Below are 16821 nucleotides of genomic sequence, written 5' to 3'. Positions count from 1 at the left end.
TTTGGAGGAAATCATGACAAATAAAGTAACAATCACTATTGATAGCATCCTCCGAAATGGACAAGATAAAACAATTACTGTGAAAGGCTGGGCTTTTGACCAAGAGAATAAGGTAGCACCAGTTATCACGGTAAAATCAAGTCCGAATGCAGAGGTTGAAATCGTTCAGTTTTATCGAATGGATGTTAACATTTTGTTTGATTTATCAAATGAGATGAATGTTGGATTTGAAATCATTATTAAGCCCAGAGCATCAAAAGGCAAGGTCATTGTTCAGTTTGCGGCAAACGAAGTAATAACAGAGTATTCAGTTAAACTGGGTAAAAAATATTCAATTGAGCTAGGAACAGAAACACCTACTCAATTGAAAATAAGTAAAATTCGAAAAGGCTTAGGTTACTTAAGACGTAATGGGCTAAAAAGTGCTTTGAATCGCTATAAATTAGAAAAATTTATCAATGGCGATGAGTACCGAGCGTGGATTACTCAAAATGAAAATAGGCCTATTGTTGAACTAGTAGCTGAGATAGAGCAATTCAAGATCAAACCACTGATTTCTATTGTTATGCCGGTTTATAATATTGAGACAAAGTGGCTGGCTAAATGTATAGAGTCTGTACAAAAACAATTATATAAAAATTGGGAACTTTGTATTTGTGATGATGCTTCTACTAATACTGAAGTAAAAAAAACACTAGAGCGATTTGCTTCAAGAGATGAACGAATAAAAATTGTTTATCGCCAAACGAATGGTCACATAAGTTTAGCAAGTAATGATGCGCTGGAATTAGCTTCGGGTGAATTCGTTGCATTATTAGACAATGATGATGAGCTGGCCATTAATGCACTGTCAGAAGTGGTTAAGGTAATCAATCAAACCCCGGATGTTGAGTTCATTTATAGTGATGAAGATAAAATCAATGAGGATGGAAATCGATTTGAACCAGCCTTTAAGCCAGACTGGTCTCCGGATTTGTTGATGGGAACGAACTACATTTCCCACCTAAGCGTTTATCGTCGTGATTTATTGCTGAATTTAGAAGGGTTTAGAACTGGAGTAGAAGGCTCGCAAGACTATGATTTAGTTTTGCGGTACACTGAACAGATTGCAGAAAAGAATATTAAACATATTCCCAAGGTCTTGTATCATTGGCGCACACTCCCCAGTTCAACTGCTTCATCTGCTTCGGAAAAAACGTATGCAGATGAAGTAGGTGTGAAAGTTTTGAAAGATGCTTTGCATCGTAGAGGAATCCTTGGAAATGTCTCTAAAGGCATCGCTCCTGGTTTCTATGCTATTTCTTATGACGTAATGAATGAAGAGTTAGTCAGTATTATCATTCCAACAAGAAATGGTTATGAAGATGTCAAAACATGTGTTGACTCCATAATCGATAAAACAACTTATTCCAATTATGAGATAATCATCGCAGACAATGATAGCGATGATCCTAAAATGGATGAATTATATGCTAGTTATCAACAAAAGCTAGGGAGTCGATTTATTGTAGATGAGATAGATATCCCCTTTAATTACTCACGTATCAATAATATTGCAGCCAGTAAAGCAAAGGGGAAATATTTGTTATTCTTAAATAATGATACGCAAGTTATTGCCCCTGATTGGATGACACGGATGGTTTCTTATGGGCAATTCGAGCGCGTTGGGTGTGTTGGAGCCAAGTTGTATTATCCAGATCGTACAATTCAACATGCTGGTGTTATTATGGGATTGGGTGATGTTGCCGGACATGGCCATCATTATTTTCCAGATAAAGATTTAGGCTACTTTGGACGATTATATTTAGATGTTGATTATTTAGCTGTTACTGCAGCATGTGTACTAGTAAAAAAAGTAGACTTTGAAATGGTTGGAGGGTTTGATGAAGAATTTACGATTGCATTTAATGACGTTGATCTTTGTATGAAGGTCTATGAGTTAGGTCGTTATAATGTGTGGGCTCATCAAGCTGAGTTGTATCATTTTGAATCAAAATCTAGAGGATATGAGAATACTCCAGAAAAAATAACACGTTTTGATGGTGAAAAAAAATTACTACAAAAGAAGTGGCGTAAATATATTGATAATGATCCATTCTATAGTCCCAATCTAACAAGAGGAACTGGTAATTTTACGATTCGTATCGAATCGTAAAAAAATTGACTTCTCAATTTTAATCATTAAATAAGAGTGGTTGGTAGTTAATTGGTAGTAGATAATTCATATAAAAAAAGGAGGTTTAAATGAATAAAAAAAAGCAGGTTAAAAATTGGCTTATAGTAAATCAAGATTTACTTGCTCTAGCCGTTTTATTTTTAGGAATTACAATCTATTTATCCTTTTTTGGTTTTCAAAAAGGAACAGATGATGAATGGTTTCGACGGATAAGTCATCAAAAGGATTATCTTACGTATATTTCAAATCGATATATGACTTGGTCCGCAAGAATTTTTCCTGATAGTATCATGTATTTTATCTTTTCACTACCAATGATTTTGTATTGGTCAATTACTTCCTTAGCTATGATCTTAAGTGCCTATTCTATTGCTCGTTTTACAAAGAAGGAAGTAAAGACGTTTGATATTTTTCTTGTATGTATCTTATTCGGTTTTATGAATTTTGAAATGTTTTTCCATTCGTTTTTATGGATTACAGGAGCAGTTAACTATTTATGGCCATTAGCTATAGGATTATTTTCAATGATTCCATATGCCGATTATGTGTTTAGAGGGAACAAATGGCAAAAAAAGAGCTGGATTTTGCTGAGCATAATTTGTTCATTTTTATTTTCGATAAGTAATGAACAGTATTTAGTTGTTGGATTTTGTGCAGCCTTATGTGGACATATAACGTTATTATTGAAAAAAGAAAAACAGTCAATACTTCTTTTAGTTAAAACGTTTATTATGTTTACAGGAATTTTATTCATGTATTTTGCTCCAGGTAATGAGTTACGTCTTCAAAGGGAGACTGAAAAATGGTATCCTGATTTCAAGGAATTATCTATTTTCTCTCATATAAAAGTTGGATTGAATTTTATGGTCACAGGTATTTACAATAATATTTTTTCTTTATTGCTTTTAGTTATCTTGTCCTCAATACTTTTGTTGAATTTAAATAGATATTCTTTTCTTTTGATCAGTCTTATCATTGCTTGTTTAACTTGTATGTACTTATTTCCAGGATTTTCAAGCGGGCTTGCTCAAATTTATAATTATTCAGCAAAACAACTTTTTAGTATGGAAGCCTTTAGTGCGGTTATGAAGAATTTTTTTGTCGCGATTGTTTTATATGGAGTTACCATGCTAGCAGTCTATAAAGGGGCTTCATATAGAATATTCTCATTACTATGCATGATAGCGGCTTTATTTTCAATTATTATGTTGTGGTTCTCACCTACGCTTTTTGCCTCAGGTAGTAGAGTGTTTGTGTGTGCAGGAGTTTTATTTTTAATTGTAGCGTTTGATTTAGTAAGTAAAAAGATTAGTGAAGCTAAAATTTCTAATAATGCGTTATTGATGATGTTAGCTATCTATCCAATTTTTAATTTAATCTTACCGTTGCTTTTAGGAACTGTTGAAAGAATAAATTCATAGAAAAATTTTCTGTAGTAATATAAAAATCAGGACAGCTATGAAGCTATAATGATTTTGTAGTGACACAAAAAGTTATAATTTTTAGAGAGTGGATTTTTCCACTCTATTTTTTATGTGGATAGCTTATTTTCTGAAATGAATTGGATGTTTTCAATCTAATCGCTCTTCTAAACATGAAGCCTTGTAATGTTCAATAGATTTTTTAATATTTTTTCTAATTCTTGATGGCTTCGATATTTTATAACTTATTAGAGAATATTTGATACAAATTAAAGACAGAATGATTGATGAAGAAAATGTCACTATTAATTCGAAAGCAGTTTAATATATGATCGAAATATATTTAATTATTTGATACCCGTTCTTATCAATGATACAATATTTTCGACTGGAGGGGCCAATATGACAAAAGTAATCGCCCACCGCGGTAGTAAAGGGACCCATCCGGAGAATACCTTAGCCGCATTTAAAGAAGCTGTTCGTGTTGGTTCTGATGGAATCGAGTTAGATGTTCAGTTATCAAAAGATAATCAGCTGATTGTGATGCATGATGAAACGATTGATCGTACTACCAATGGTCATGGAGAAGTTGGCAGTCTAACATTAGCAGAATTAAAGCAATTAGATGCCGGAAGCTGGTTTGAAAAAAATCCAATGGTTCAAGAAATTCCTACTTTAGAAGAAGTGGTCATGTTACTTAGAAAAGAGAACTTTCAAGGATTATTGAATATTGAAATAAAAACAGATAAAATTCATTATAAAGGAATCGAACAGATTATTGTTCAGCTCATGAAGTCACAGCGTTGGCCTTTTGAGTATATGTATTCAAGTTTTTATTTTAAAAGCTTGGAGAAAATCTGGGAAATAGAAAAAAATCAAACTATTGCTTCAGTATTTGATATGTCAGAAGAAAAGGAAAAACGAGCGCTTCAATCAGAATTTATTGAAGGGATTCATCCTAAAATCGATTGGGTGTTGGAACATGTAGAGGATTTAGCGGAATTTCCAAAAGCAATTCGTCCTTGGACAGTCAATGAGGAAGAAAAGATGATACTTTGCTTTAGTCATCATTTGGCTGGGATTCATACAGACTATCCAGCTAAGGCATTGAAAATACGCGAATTGATACAAAATAAAGGATGAAAAGATTGAAAAAAGTATTAGTAATCGTAGGACCAACAGCAGTTGGCAAGACCTCTTTGAGTATTGAGTTAGCTAAAAAGTTAAATGGAGAAATCATTAGTGGAGATTCAATGCAGGTCTATAAAGATTTGGATATAGGCACAGCAAAAGTAACCAAAGAAGAACGTGCAGGCATAAGGCATCATTTGTTAGATTGCCGAGACCTATCTGAGACTTATTCTGTAGCAGATTTTCAAAAAGAAGGGCGTCAAGCAATCGACTCGATCACAGCAAAAGGAAAATTACCCATTGTTGTTGGTGGAACAGGATTGTATGTTCAAGCATTGCTTTATGACTTTGAATTAGGCGCCAAAGATGAGTCAACTGAAATACGCGAGAAGTATGAACAATTTGCTGAAACGCATGGAAACCAGCGCTTATGGGAGTTACTACAGGAAAAAGATAACCAAGCAGCTGAAAGTATCCATTTTAATAACCGTAAAAAAGTGATTCGGGCACTAGAAGTATTTGATAAAACAGGATTTAGTATTTTAACTCCTAAAGAAAAACCAAAAAAATTATACGATTATTTCTTGGTTGGGTTAGAAACTGATCGAGCTGTACTTTATGATCGTATCAATATGCGTGTTGATATAATGATGACACAAGGTCTTTTAAAAGAAGCGGAACTACTTTATAAAAGGCAAACACAACAATCGATTCAAGGGATTGGATATAAAGAGTTTTTTCCTTATTTTGAAGGCAAAGAAACTTTAGATGAAGCAATTGAACAAGTAAAGCAAAATTCTAGAAGATATGCGAAAAGGCAATTGACCTGGTTTAGAAATCGCATGAATGCCAGCTGGTGGGACTTAGTACAAGCGCCTGATACTATTTTAACTTTGGAACAGGACATAGAGGATTGGCTGGAAACTTAGGAAGGACAAAAAATGGATAAAATAGCAGAAAAGGTTATCTTAGTCGGAGTAGAAACAGAGAGGAATTACACTCGATTTGAAGGTTCTATGAAAGAACTAAAAAACTTAACGAAGACCGCACAAGGAGAAGTTGTCTTTTCTTTAACGCAAAAGCGTCCTCGAGTAGATTCACAGACTGTGATTGGTAAGGGGAAAGTAGAAGAATTAGTTCAGTTAGTCGATGCTTATGAAGCAGATATCGTCATTTTCAACCATGAATTAACACCAAGACAAAATCAATTGATTGTTGAAGCTATCGGTGTAAAAGTAATTGATCGAGTACAATTGATTTTAGACATTTTTGCGATGCGGGCACGCTCAAAAGAAGGAAAATTACAGGTTGAGCTAGCTCAGTTGAATTATTTGTTGCCTCGATTGGTTGGACAAGGGAAACAGTTATCTCGTTTAGGCGGGGGAATCGGAACTAGAGGTCCAGGAGAAACCAAGCTTGAATCAGACCGCCGACATATCCGTGATAAGATTATCGCAATCAAGCGTGAGCTAAAGGAAGTGTCGGCTCATCGTGAGCGAAGCAGACAAAAACGTCAATCATCAGATCTGTTTCAAATTGGTTTGCTCGGCTATACGAATGCTGGAAAATCAACGATTTTAAATTTGCTGACAACAGCAGGCACTTATTCAGAAGATCAATTATTTGCTACGCTTGATCCTTTAACTAAAAAATGGCAACTACCGCAAGGAATGATCGTAACGTTGACAGACACTGTAGGATTTATTCAAGATTTACCGACGCAGCTGATAGAAGCGTTTCAGTCAACCTTAGAAGAAAGTCGAGGCATGGATTTGTTATTACATGTGGTCGATGCAAGTGCAGAAGATCGTTTACAGCATGAACAAACAGTTGTCGACTTACTGAATGATCTAGATTTAGAGCAGATTCCAGTTTTAACAGTTTACAATAAAAGTGATCAAATCGATGAAGCTGACTTTGTACCTACTTTGTTTCCTAATATTTTGGTTTCAGCTAAGAGTACATTAGGAAAAGAAGAACTAACAAAAGCTGTCAGAGAGAAAATGATGGAACTATTAGTTCCATATGAGCTTGATATTTCATCTGACCAAGGTCAGCAATTAAGTGAATTGAAACGTCATACCTTACTTTTATCGGAAACCTTTGAAGAAATGGAAAATGTCTATCATGTTAAGGGATTCGCTAAAAAGAACTCTAAATGGACACGTGAGTTAGATGAATAAATAACAATATCAGTCGTTAAAAGTGGATGATTTTAAAAGATAATTCTATATTATATAACTGAGAAGAGAAACTTTTGTAGCGGTTTTCCTTCTCAGCTTTTTTATTTATTAGTTGTAGTTATTTAATTTGTGTAAGGGTACACTAAAAAAATTAGAGTTTAAAGCGGTATTTAGAGTTGCAAAAATTTATTAAAAGTAATTTTTTTATTTAGCTACAAATTATGTGGAATTACCTTGATTTAACTGTTTTTTACTCGATTATTTATTTTTATGTTAGAAAACCTAACATAAATCGTTGACAACAGAAAAAAGTCTTGATATTCTATATCTAATCTATCTAGCTGCGCAGGCTAGATTCTCGGAAAAAACGTATAGTATACTAGTGGCAAAAATCACCACAAATATATTTTCAGGTTTTTCTTTCAGAGCTAAACAGCCTGCTGTGCTTTTTAAATAAGAGAGGGGGGTGGATATGAGAGAAAAGGAACTGCGAAGATCAATGTCAGTTTTTCCAATTGGTACAGTTATGAAACTGACTGATTTATCAGCACGTCAAATCCGTTATTACGAAGAGCAAGATTTGATTCATCCTGAACGAAGCGAAGGAAACCGACGCATGTATTCACTGAATGATATCGATGTCTTATTGGAAATCAAAGATTATTTGTCAGATGGTCTAAACATGGCAGGAATCAAACGCGTCTATGAAATGAAATTGGAAGAACAAATGCATGCGCAAGAATCAAACAAACCGCTGACTGACGAAGATGTTCGGAAGATTTTGTATGATGAACTTATTTCTCAAGGCGGACTTACTCAACAAAATCCATTCCAATCCAGAGGACCAAAATTGTAACAGTTGAGCTTTACACAAAAAATGAAGGACGTGAAGGATACAATGACGAAAAAACAAAACACAGTAGAAGATATCAAACGAATAGCCGATGAAGAAAATGTTCGATTTTTACGATTAATGTTTACAGACATTATGGGAACAATCAAAAATGTGGAAGTTCCAGTGAGCCAATTAGACAAAGTGTTAAGCAACAAAATGATGTTTGATGGGTCTTCTATTGAAGGTTTTGTTAGAATTGAAGAAAGCGATATGTATTTATATCCAGACGTATCTACATGGATGATTTTTCCATGGGAGAGCGCACACGGGAAAGTTGCTCGTCTGATTTGTGATATTTATAATCCTGATGGAACGCCATTTGCTGGAGACCCACGTGGTAATTTAAAACGAGCATTGGCAGATATGGAAGCATTAGGTTTTACTTCATTCAATCTTGGACCTGAGCCGGAATTTTTCTTATTCAAATTAGATGACGATGGTAAAATCACAACGGATTTAAATGATCGAGGTGGTTATTTTGATTTTGCACCAACCGATCTTGGTGAAAATTGCCGTAGAGATATCGTTCTTGAGCTAGAAAGTCTTGGATTTGAAGTGGAAGCATCACATCATGAAGTAGCACCAGGTCAACATGAAATCGATTTTAAATATGCAGATGTTATCGAAGCGTGTGATAATATCCAAACCTTTAAATTAGTTGTTAAAACAATAGCTAGAAAACATGGCTTGCACGCAACATTTATGCCAAAACCATTATATGGTATCAACGGCTCAGGAATGCATTGCAATATGTCATTATTTAAAGGAAATGAAAATGTCTTTTATGATGAAAATGGCCCGATGCAATTAAGTCAAACGGCTTATCATTTCCTTGGTGGATTATTGAAACATGCTCGTGCTTATACAGCGGTTTGTAATCCAACTGTTAATTCATATAAACGTTTAGTACCAGGATATGAAGCACCAGTTTATGTTGCTTGGAGTGGTCGCAACCGTTCACCATTAGTCCGTGTTCCTGAATCGCGTGGTTTATCTACTCGTTTAGAATTACGCTCAGTTGATCCGTCAGCAAACCCATATTTAACAATGGCAACTCTTTTACAAGCTGGCTTAGATGGAATTAAAAATGAAATCGAACCACCACAAGCAGTTGATCGCAATATTTATGTGATGAATGAAGAAGAACGAAAAGAAGCACAAATCCATGATTTACCTTCAACATTGCATAATGCCATCAAAGAATTACGTAAAGATGATGTGATGATCAATGCATTAGGTGAGCACATTTATGTGAACTTTGTTGAAGCGAAACGTATGGAATGGGCCGCTTTCCGTCAAACTGTTTCTGAATGGGAAAGAGAACAATATTTAGAGTTGTATTAAGAATCGTGTGGATAAACCATAATCTGGTTTATCCACCTTTTTTATATTGTTGAGTTAATAATGAAGAAGTATGCTATACTTCTAAGTGAGAATTATTATCAATTGAACTTGAAAAGGAGAGGAAATCATGATCGTTCAAACCGTAACATTTATTATAAAAAAAGAAGGCAAAAAAATGTTCGAAGCTAAAACAAGTAAAGATGTTGTTTCAATGTTGGGATTTTCGGGATGTATATCAAGTGAATGTTGGTATACAGAAGATAAGGATACCTGTGAGTTTATGCTAGTTTCTAAATGGGAGAGCAAAAAAGATTTCCAAAGCTGGCTGAAACGTCCAGAGCATTTACAAGAGCATCGAGATGCACATAAAAATAAAGACACCAAACCGTCCATCGTTATAGAAAAAATCAGAAAGAGTTACGACGTTTCTGCTTAAAAATAACTTCTAGAATCTTAGGAGGATGGGACAGAAGGGATTGCTTCTGCTCCAACCGTTTATCTGGATTCCAAGTGAGTGTAAACTTAATAAAAAAGCAGGTATAGTAGAAGTCAAACAAACACTAAGGAGAATAAAAATGAAAAAAGTAAATTTTTCTCCAACTATCTTTGAAAAACTTCAGCAACAGGGCTGGGACAAAGCGGCTCTGATTGTTTACATAAATAATAGAAATGAAAATAAAATCAGCAACGATCAAGCAGTTTTTTTAGTTGGTTCTGATATCTACACTGAAATGTTTGAAAAAAGTCAGCTTTCAGACCGAGAAAAAGTCATCTTAGTCATCGATCAACTGGGTGGTTATTTGGATGATTCAGGGGATTTACAGTTTGGGTCAACAGAATATAAATTTTATGACCAAATGCCGCCGGGAGCAGTTTTTTTTGATTGTTATGCAAAAGCTGTACAACGTGCATATCCAAATGGCTTGATCATAGCAGAAGTAGATAAACAATTAACAAAAACAGCCCTCAAGAAAAAATACGTAAATGAAACAAAAATTCATCAATTTAGAAATCAATTAGATAGATGTGCTATTGAATATGTGGAAAAGTATAAAAAAAGGTACAATTTAAAAAATGATGAAGTAGCAATAAAGACAATCCTCAAAGGTAATTGGTTTTATGCAGATCCACAGTATCATAATCGCGCTCATTATAGTGTAGAGATATCGGCAGCTGATCTAAAAAAAGAAAGTCGAACCCTTACAAATAAAGGCTTAGTAAAGAAGATCAGAAAACGAGGTTTCTATCGAAAAGTTTTATCTGGAGATTATCATAGTGAATTTATTTTAGATGAACAAGGTCAGCTTTTAAGTCAATGGAGCGAACAGAACAAAGAAAGAGATTACTTAGAATGCACAATCGCAAATGGAGAATCTTTTAATTATGGTGAACGCCCTAGATTTGATCAGTATCAAACACACGATAAATTGGATGGAAATCCCCCCAGATACTTTGACACAAACAAACGGAATCAACTTAAACGGAACTGGATTTCTCCAACAGATAATTGGTTTTATCAACTAGTCAGAAGGTTTGCAGAAAAAGGGATGAGGTATAAAAAAAGAGATAACTAGAATTTTTTCACAAAAATTCTAGTTATTCTAAAGAAAGAAAGCCAAAAAAACAATAAGTTTGTGAAATATTTTCACAAACTGTTTCAAAATTGACTAGCTTCCGTTATAATGAAGAAGAATATGCGTGCAACTATTCTACTTTTAGATAGAAGGATGATGACTATATAATGCGAAAAATGAAGACGATGGATGGAAATACAGCAGCCGCATACATCTCATATGCGTTTACTGAATTAGCCGCTATTTATCCAATTACACCAAGCTCAACGATGGCTGAACTTGTCGATCAGTGGTCGGCTGAAGGGAAGCAAAATATTTTTGGACAACCTGTTAAAATTGTTGAGATGCAATCAGAAGCAGGCGCGGCAGGCGTAGTCCATGGATCGTTGAAAACAGGTGCATTAACAACTACATATACTGCTTCACAAGGATTATTATTGATGATACCGAACATGTATAAGATCGCTGGAGAATTACTTCCGTCAGTCTTTCATGTCGCTAGTCGTGCCGTGACAACGAATGCGTTGAATATTTTCGGTGATCACGGAGATGTTATGGCGGCTCGTCAGACTGGATTTGCCATGTTATGCGAAAGCAGTGTGCAGGAAGTCATGGATTTATCAGCGGTCACTCATTTAGCATCAATTGAATCAAGTGTCCCATTTATCAACTTCTTCGATGGATTTCGGACAAGTCATGAAATTCAAAAAATCGAAGTATTGGATTATGATGAATTAGCACCATTATTAGATCAAGAAAAATTAAGCGATTTTCGTAGCAGAAGTATGAACCCCAACCATCCTTCCGTTAGTGGAACGAACCAAAATCCAGATATCCATTTCCAACAACGTGAAACGATCAATAGCTATTATGAACAAATCCCAGCTGTTGTGAAAAAATATATGGATGAAATCAATGAGCTTAGAGGAACCAATTATGATTTAGTCACTTATTATGGAGCAGAAGATGCTGAAGAAGTGATTGTTTCCATGGGCTCAGCAGCTCAAGCAATTGAGCAGACAATCGATTACTTAACAAAGCAAGGCAGAAAAGTTGGTTTCTTAAATATTCATTTGTACCGTCCATTCCCAATTGAGAATTTTTTAGAAAAAATGCCTAAGACGGTTAAAGCAATCGGCGTAATGGATCGTACAAAAGAACCAGGTGCAGGCGGTGAGCCGTTACTTTTAGATGTTCAAAGCGCAATGTATGAATCTGATTTACGTCCAATGATCATTGGTGGACGTTATGGGCTAGGCTCAAAAGATGTTTTACCGAACCAAATCGTTGCGATTTATGATGAGTTATTAAAAGATAAAAAATCGGCAAAATCTCGTTTTACGATCGGAATCGTAGATGATGTAACATACACCTCACTTGATTGCGGAGAAGCACTTGATTTGACCAATCCTAAAACCTATCAAGCAAAATTCTGGGGTTTTGGCTCAGATGGTACAGTTGGTGCAAATAAATCAGCAATCAAAATCATCGGAGATCACACGGATAAATATGCTCAAGGATTCTTTTATTATGATTCAAAAAAATCTGGTGGGCTGACGGTTTCTCATTTACGTTTTGGCGAGACACCGATCCGTTCGACTTATTTGATCGAGCATGCGGATTTTGTTGCGTGTCATACTGCAGCGTACTTAAATACGTATGATTTAGTTAAGGGTTTGAAAAAAGGCGGCACCTTTTTACTAAATACAGTTTGGAATGATGAACAACTAGAGCGCTTCTTGCCAAGTAAACTAAAACGTTACTTAGCTGAAAATGAGATTAATTTTTATACGATCAATGCTGTTCGATTAGCCAGTGAAGTTGGATTAGGTGGTCGAATCAATACAGCGATGGAAACAGCTTTTTTCAAATTAGCGGATATCATGCCGTTTGATGAAGTGCTACCGATCTTAAAAGAAGAAGCATTCAAAAGCTATGCTAGAAAATCGATGTCTGTTGTTGAAAAAAATGTTCAGGCAATTGAACGTACGGTTGAACTTCTGCATAAAGTCGAAGTGCCAGTTGCTTGGAAAACAATTGAACTAAAAACAAAAGTCCGTAAAGATAACGTTTCTGATTATGTTCATGATATCGTCGAACCAATCAATCGCCAAGAAGGGAATGATCTTGCGGTTAGTGCGCTTATCAAAAATGATATGACGGATGGCCGGATGCCACTTGGCACAACAGCTGTGGAAAAACGTGGAATCGCTGTTGAAGTACCTGAATGGAACAGTGATCGTTGCACAATGTGTAATGAGTGTGCGTTTGTTTGTCCACATGCTGCGATTCGTCCATTTTTGGTAGATGATGAAGAAATGGAAGAAGCACCAGTTGGCTATATCGTAAGAGAAATGCGCGGAGCCGATGGTCTAAAATACCGTATTCAAGTTTCTGTAGAAGATTGTACGGGTTGTGGACTTTGTGTGGACGCATGTCCAGCCAAAGGCAAAGCCTTAGTTATGAAACCTTACGAAGAGCAAAAAGAGCAAGCTATGAACTGGGCTTTTTCTATGACGTTGAAACAAAAAGAAAATCCAGCCAAACCAAATACTGTTTTAGGAACGCAATTTAACAAACCACTATTAGAATTTTCAGGTGCTTGTTCTGGTTGCGGTGAAACGCCTTATGTGAAATTATTGACGCAAATGTTTGGTGATCGAATGATGATCGCAAATGCGACAGGTTGTTCTTCTATTTGGGGTGGAGCAGCGCCTGTTGCTCCTTATACGACAAATGATGAAGGACAAGGTCCTGCGTGGTCTAACTCATTATTAGAAGATAATGCAGAATTTGGTTATGGCATGCTGTTAGCCAGTCAAACACGTCGTGAACACTTAGCAATGAAAATGAGTAAAGCGATGAACGTTGCTTCTCCAGAATTAAAACTATTAATGGAAGATTGGATCAACCATATGCATACTGGTGAAGGTACACAACAACGTGCTGCAAAATTAAAAGCTGCTTTGCTTGATGAAAAAAACAATCAACCATTATTAGAAGCAATTTATGCAGACAATGATTTGTTTGTGAAAAATAGCCAATGGATGATCGGTGGGGACGGTTGGGCCTATGACATCGGTTATGGCGGAATCGATCATGTTCTTGCCAGTGGCGCCGACGTTAATATGTTAGTTTTAGATAATGAAGTCTATTCTAATACTGGCGGTCAGACATCAAAAGCAACTCCTGCTTCCGCAATTGCAAAATTCTCCGCAAGTGGGAAATATGTTTCTAAAAAAGATTTAGGTATGATGGCGATGACCTATGGCAACGTGTATGTGGCGCAAATCGCATCAGGTGCAAATCAAATGCAGACAATCAAAGCCTTTGAAGAAGCCGAACGCTTCCCGGGACCTTCTATTATTATCGCGTATACGCCTTGTATTACGCATGGCTTAGCAGGTGGAATGAGTAAAACCTTAGAAGAAGCCAAAGAAGCGGTTAATTCTGGTTATTGGTCATTGTATCGCTATAACCCAGAATTAAGAGAGTCAGGGAAAAATCCAATGACTTTAGACTACAAAAAGCCGAATTTTGAAGCGATGCAAGAATTTATGCGTAAACAAGTTCGTTTTTCTTCATTAGAATCTACACAACCTGAATTCGCGGGTAAACTGTTTGAAAAAACGGTAGATGATGCGAAAAATCGTTTTTACAATTATGCTCGTATGGCTGGTCAAGAAGAAAAAATTCGAGCAAAATTAGAAAAAACAATTGAGGAAGTAGTAAGTGAAAAAACACCTCGTGTCAAAAAAGAACGGGTAGCTGATCCAGAGGCTGATGCAAGAAGAGCGGCTAGACGAGCAGAACGTGCCGCAAAACGCGGAAAAGCAGAAGAATAATAAAGTGATTTGGTTTAGAATGAAAGAAGTGAGATACTGATATCTTCTTCTTTCATTCTTTTTTATTTAAATTTTTCTATCGTTCATACTCATCCTGTAATCAAGTAAGAGATTATGGTATACTTATTTAAGAATTCTTCAGAGAGAAGTGAGGTTTATGATGTCTTTTCAACTTAGTCAATTATTTGATTTGAATTATTGGCGACAAATAATCTCATCAGATTTCTTGTCGCGTGATTATATCATCAATATTATAGATATTCTGGTAGTATGGTATCTCGTTTACAAATTGATCATGCTTGTTAAAGGAACAAAAGCTGTTCAACTGTTAAAAGGGGTCGCTGTTTTTATTGGGATTCGAATGGTGAGTGAACTTATTGGTTTACACACGTTATCTTGGCTGATGAACCAAGTTATCATGTATGGTGTTATTGCTGCAGTTGTGATTTTTCAGCCAGAAGTCCGGCGAGGCTTAGAGCATCTGGGCCGAAGTTCATTTTTCCGTACGAGTAGATCTGAACAACAAGAAGATGAAAAAATGATCCTTGCTTTTGATAAAGCGATTCAGTATATGTCTAAACGAAAAATCGGTGCACTGATTACCGTGGAAAAAAATACTGGGTTAGATGAATATATTGAAACGGGTATTCCTTTAGATGCTGATATTACAGGAGAATTGCTGATTAATATCTTCATTCCTAACACACCATTACATGATGGTGCAGTGATAGTTAAACAAGGGAAAATTGCTGTAGCTAGTGCTTATCTGCCTTTGTCAGAAAGTAATTTGATTCCTAAAGAATTCGGTACTCGACATAGAGCGGCTGTTGGGATAAGTGAAGTCAGTGATGCTGTGACAATTATTGTATCAGAAGAAACAGGTGACGTCAGTCTGACATTGAATAATGATTTGATTCCTAGATTAACACAGGAAGAATATCTGAAAATTCTTCGAGCAGAATTAGTTCCAAAAGAAGAACGGAAAGACAAAAAAAATCTTTTGCAGCACTTTATTGAAGGTGTATCGAAAGGGGCGAAAAAGAAATGAAAAAGCCCTACCAAAGTAATTGGTTTTCAGGACTATTAGCATTACTTTTTGCCTTGTTACTATTTTTTAATGCCAATTCATCGGTGAATATATCTAATATGGATAGTGGCAGTCAAGTTTATGATGAAATGCTATATAATATTCCTGTTCAATTAAATTATGATCAAGATAAGTATTTTGTGTCTGGTTATGAAGAAAGAGTCAATGTTCATTTAAGCAGTGCCAATCGAATTCAACTGAATTTAGAATCGAATGAAGATACAAGAAATTTTCAAGTGGTTGCTGATCTGACTAAAACACCGCTTGGAACGTCAGAAATACAATTGCGAGTCAAAGGATTGAGTACAGCTGTGACGGCTGAAGTTGAACCTAAAACGATCACTGTGACAATGGAGAAAAAAGTAACAAAATCGTTTGATGTAGAAGCGCAACTGCCTGAATCTATCGAGTCAGAAGGCTACAAAGTAGAGAAAATTGCTATAAGTCCTAAAACAGTTAAGATCACAACAGGAGAAGAGACTGCAAAAGCGATTACACGTGTGATCGCGCCATTATCAAATGTCAAACAATCTGTTGACGCAATCAAACAAACGGTCAATGTTCAAGCACTTGATAGTAAAGGGCAAATATTAAGTATTGAAAATCCAGCACCTCAAGTAAAAGTCGTCGTAGATTTAACATTGCCTTCAAAAGAAGTAGGGTTGACAATCAGCCCAACTGGCTCACCACCTTCTGGGGTTGAGCATTATGTATTTAATCTTTCAGAGCAAAAAGTTGAAATTAGAGGAACTAAATCAGTCCTAGATATAATCGATACAATTGAGCTACCTGTAGATGTAAGTAACATAAAATCATCAACCAAACAAAAAATAAAAATCCCGACAAACGCAGATTATATTGTTTCACCTGAAGAAATAGAAGTGACGATCAATCCAGTCTTTGCAGGAACGAATAACAGTTCATCTGAAACTAACGGACAAAGCACAACAACATCGTATTCAAGTCAAGCGTTACCAACGTCTGTGCCTTCTAGTGAAAAGCCAGCAAGTTCCTCCAGTACATCAAGCTCGTCAAGCACGTCTAGCATTGAAAGTACTGCCGAAGATGAAATAGACAATGGGAGCAGTTCAGTTCCTGCAAATTAAGTTGATTGACTAAGGAAATCAATTATTTTACTGGGTATAACTCACAAAAATAATTGAGG

12 protein-coding genes are annotated in these 16821 nt (G+C 35.8%); all 12 read left to right on the top strand.

Going from position 1 to position 16821, the window contains the following annotated elements:
* Window positions 1–10: 10 nt before the first annotated feature.
* The 12 genes from BCR21_RS09180 (at window position 11) to BCR21_RS09125 (ending at window position 16762) form a co-directional block, all read left to right on the top strand.
* On the top strand, window positions 11–2155 hold the full coding sequence (locus tag BCR21_RS09180) for a glycosyltransferase family 2 protein (protein WP_420809827.1): 2145 nt from the start codon (window positions 11–13) through the stop codon (window positions 2153–2155).
* An 89-nt stretch (window positions 2156–2244) separates the two neighbouring features.
* On the top strand, window positions 2245–3597 hold the full coding sequence (locus BCR21_RS09175) for a DUF6056 family protein (RefSeq protein WP_069646169.1): 1353 nt from the start codon (window positions 2245–2247) through the stop codon (window positions 3595–3597).
* A 402-nt stretch (window positions 3598–3999) separates the two neighbouring features.
* Window positions 4000–4740, top strand: a complete 741-nt coding sequence (locus BCR21_RS09170; protein ID WP_069646168.1) for a glycerophosphodiester phosphodiesterase — start codon at window positions 4000–4002, stop codon at window positions 4738–4740.
* 5 nt (window positions 4741–4745) lie between these two features.
* Window positions 4746–5657 (top strand): tRNA (adenosine(37)-N6)-dimethylallyltransferase MiaA, encoded by a 912-nt coding sequence (gene miaA / locus BCR21_RS09165; protein WP_069646167.1) that lies wholly within the window; start codon window positions 4746–4748, stop codon window positions 5655–5657.
* A gap of 12 nt (window positions 5658–5669) precedes the next feature.
* Window positions 5670–6911 carry a GTPase HflX gene (hflX, locus tag BCR21_RS09160; RefSeq protein ID WP_069646166.1) on the top strand — a complete coding sequence of 414 codons (1242 nt, stop codon included), beginning with the start codon at window positions 5670–5672 and terminating at the stop codon, window positions 6909–6911.
* A gap of 472 nt (window positions 6912–7383) precedes the next feature.
* On the top strand, window positions 7384–7767 hold the full coding sequence (locus tag BCR21_RS09155; RefSeq protein ID WP_010764139.1) for a MerR family transcriptional regulator: 384 nt from the start codon (window positions 7384–7386) through the stop codon (window positions 7765–7767).
* A 42-nt stretch (window positions 7768–7809) separates the two neighbouring features.
* Window positions 7810–9150 (top strand): type I glutamate--ammonia ligase, encoded by a 1341-nt coding sequence (gene glnA, locus BCR21_RS09150; protein ID WP_069646165.1) that lies wholly within the window; start codon window positions 7810–7812, stop codon window positions 9148–9150.
* 127 nt (window positions 9151–9277) lie between these two features.
* Window positions 9278–9586 (top strand): antibiotic biosynthesis monooxygenase family protein, encoded by a 309-nt coding sequence (locus tag BCR21_RS09145; RefSeq protein ID WP_069646164.1) that lies wholly within the window; start codon window positions 9278–9280, stop codon window positions 9584–9586.
* Between the two features lie 139 nt (window positions 9587–9725).
* Window positions 9726–10724 (top strand): DUF3114 domain-containing protein, encoded by a 999-nt coding sequence (locus BCR21_RS09140; protein ID WP_069646163.1) that lies wholly within the window; start codon window positions 9726–9728, stop codon window positions 10722–10724.
* Between the two features lie 167 nt (window positions 10725–10891).
* Window positions 10892–14569 carry a pyruvate:ferredoxin (flavodoxin) oxidoreductase gene (gene nifJ, locus BCR21_RS09135; protein ID WP_069646162.1) on the top strand — a complete coding sequence of 1226 codons (3678 nt, stop codon included), beginning with the start codon at window positions 10892–10894 and terminating at the stop codon, window positions 14567–14569.
* 160 nt (window positions 14570–14729) lie between these two features.
* Complete coding sequence (gene cdaA / locus BCR21_RS09130) at window positions 14730–15617, top strand: diadenylate cyclase CdaA (RefSeq protein WP_069646161.1); 888 nt, start codon at window positions 14730–14732, stop codon at window positions 15615–15617.
* Window positions 15614–16762 (top strand): CdaR family protein, encoded by a 1149-nt coding sequence (locus BCR21_RS09125; protein WP_069646160.1) that lies wholly within the window; start codon window positions 15614–15616, stop codon window positions 16760–16762. Before cdaA ends, BCR21_RS09125 begins: the two co-directional genes overlap by 4 nt.
* Window positions 16763–16821 lie beyond the last annotated feature (59 nt).

The organism is Enterococcus ureasiticus, from assembly GCF_001730285.1.
GTDB classification, from domain to species: domain Bacteria; phylum Bacillota; class Bacilli; order Lactobacillales; family Enterococcaceae; genus Enterococcus_L; species Enterococcus_L ureasiticus.
The sequence above is the reverse complement of the archived record's forward strand: the minus strand, read 5'-3'. Positions and strand labels throughout refer to the sequence as shown.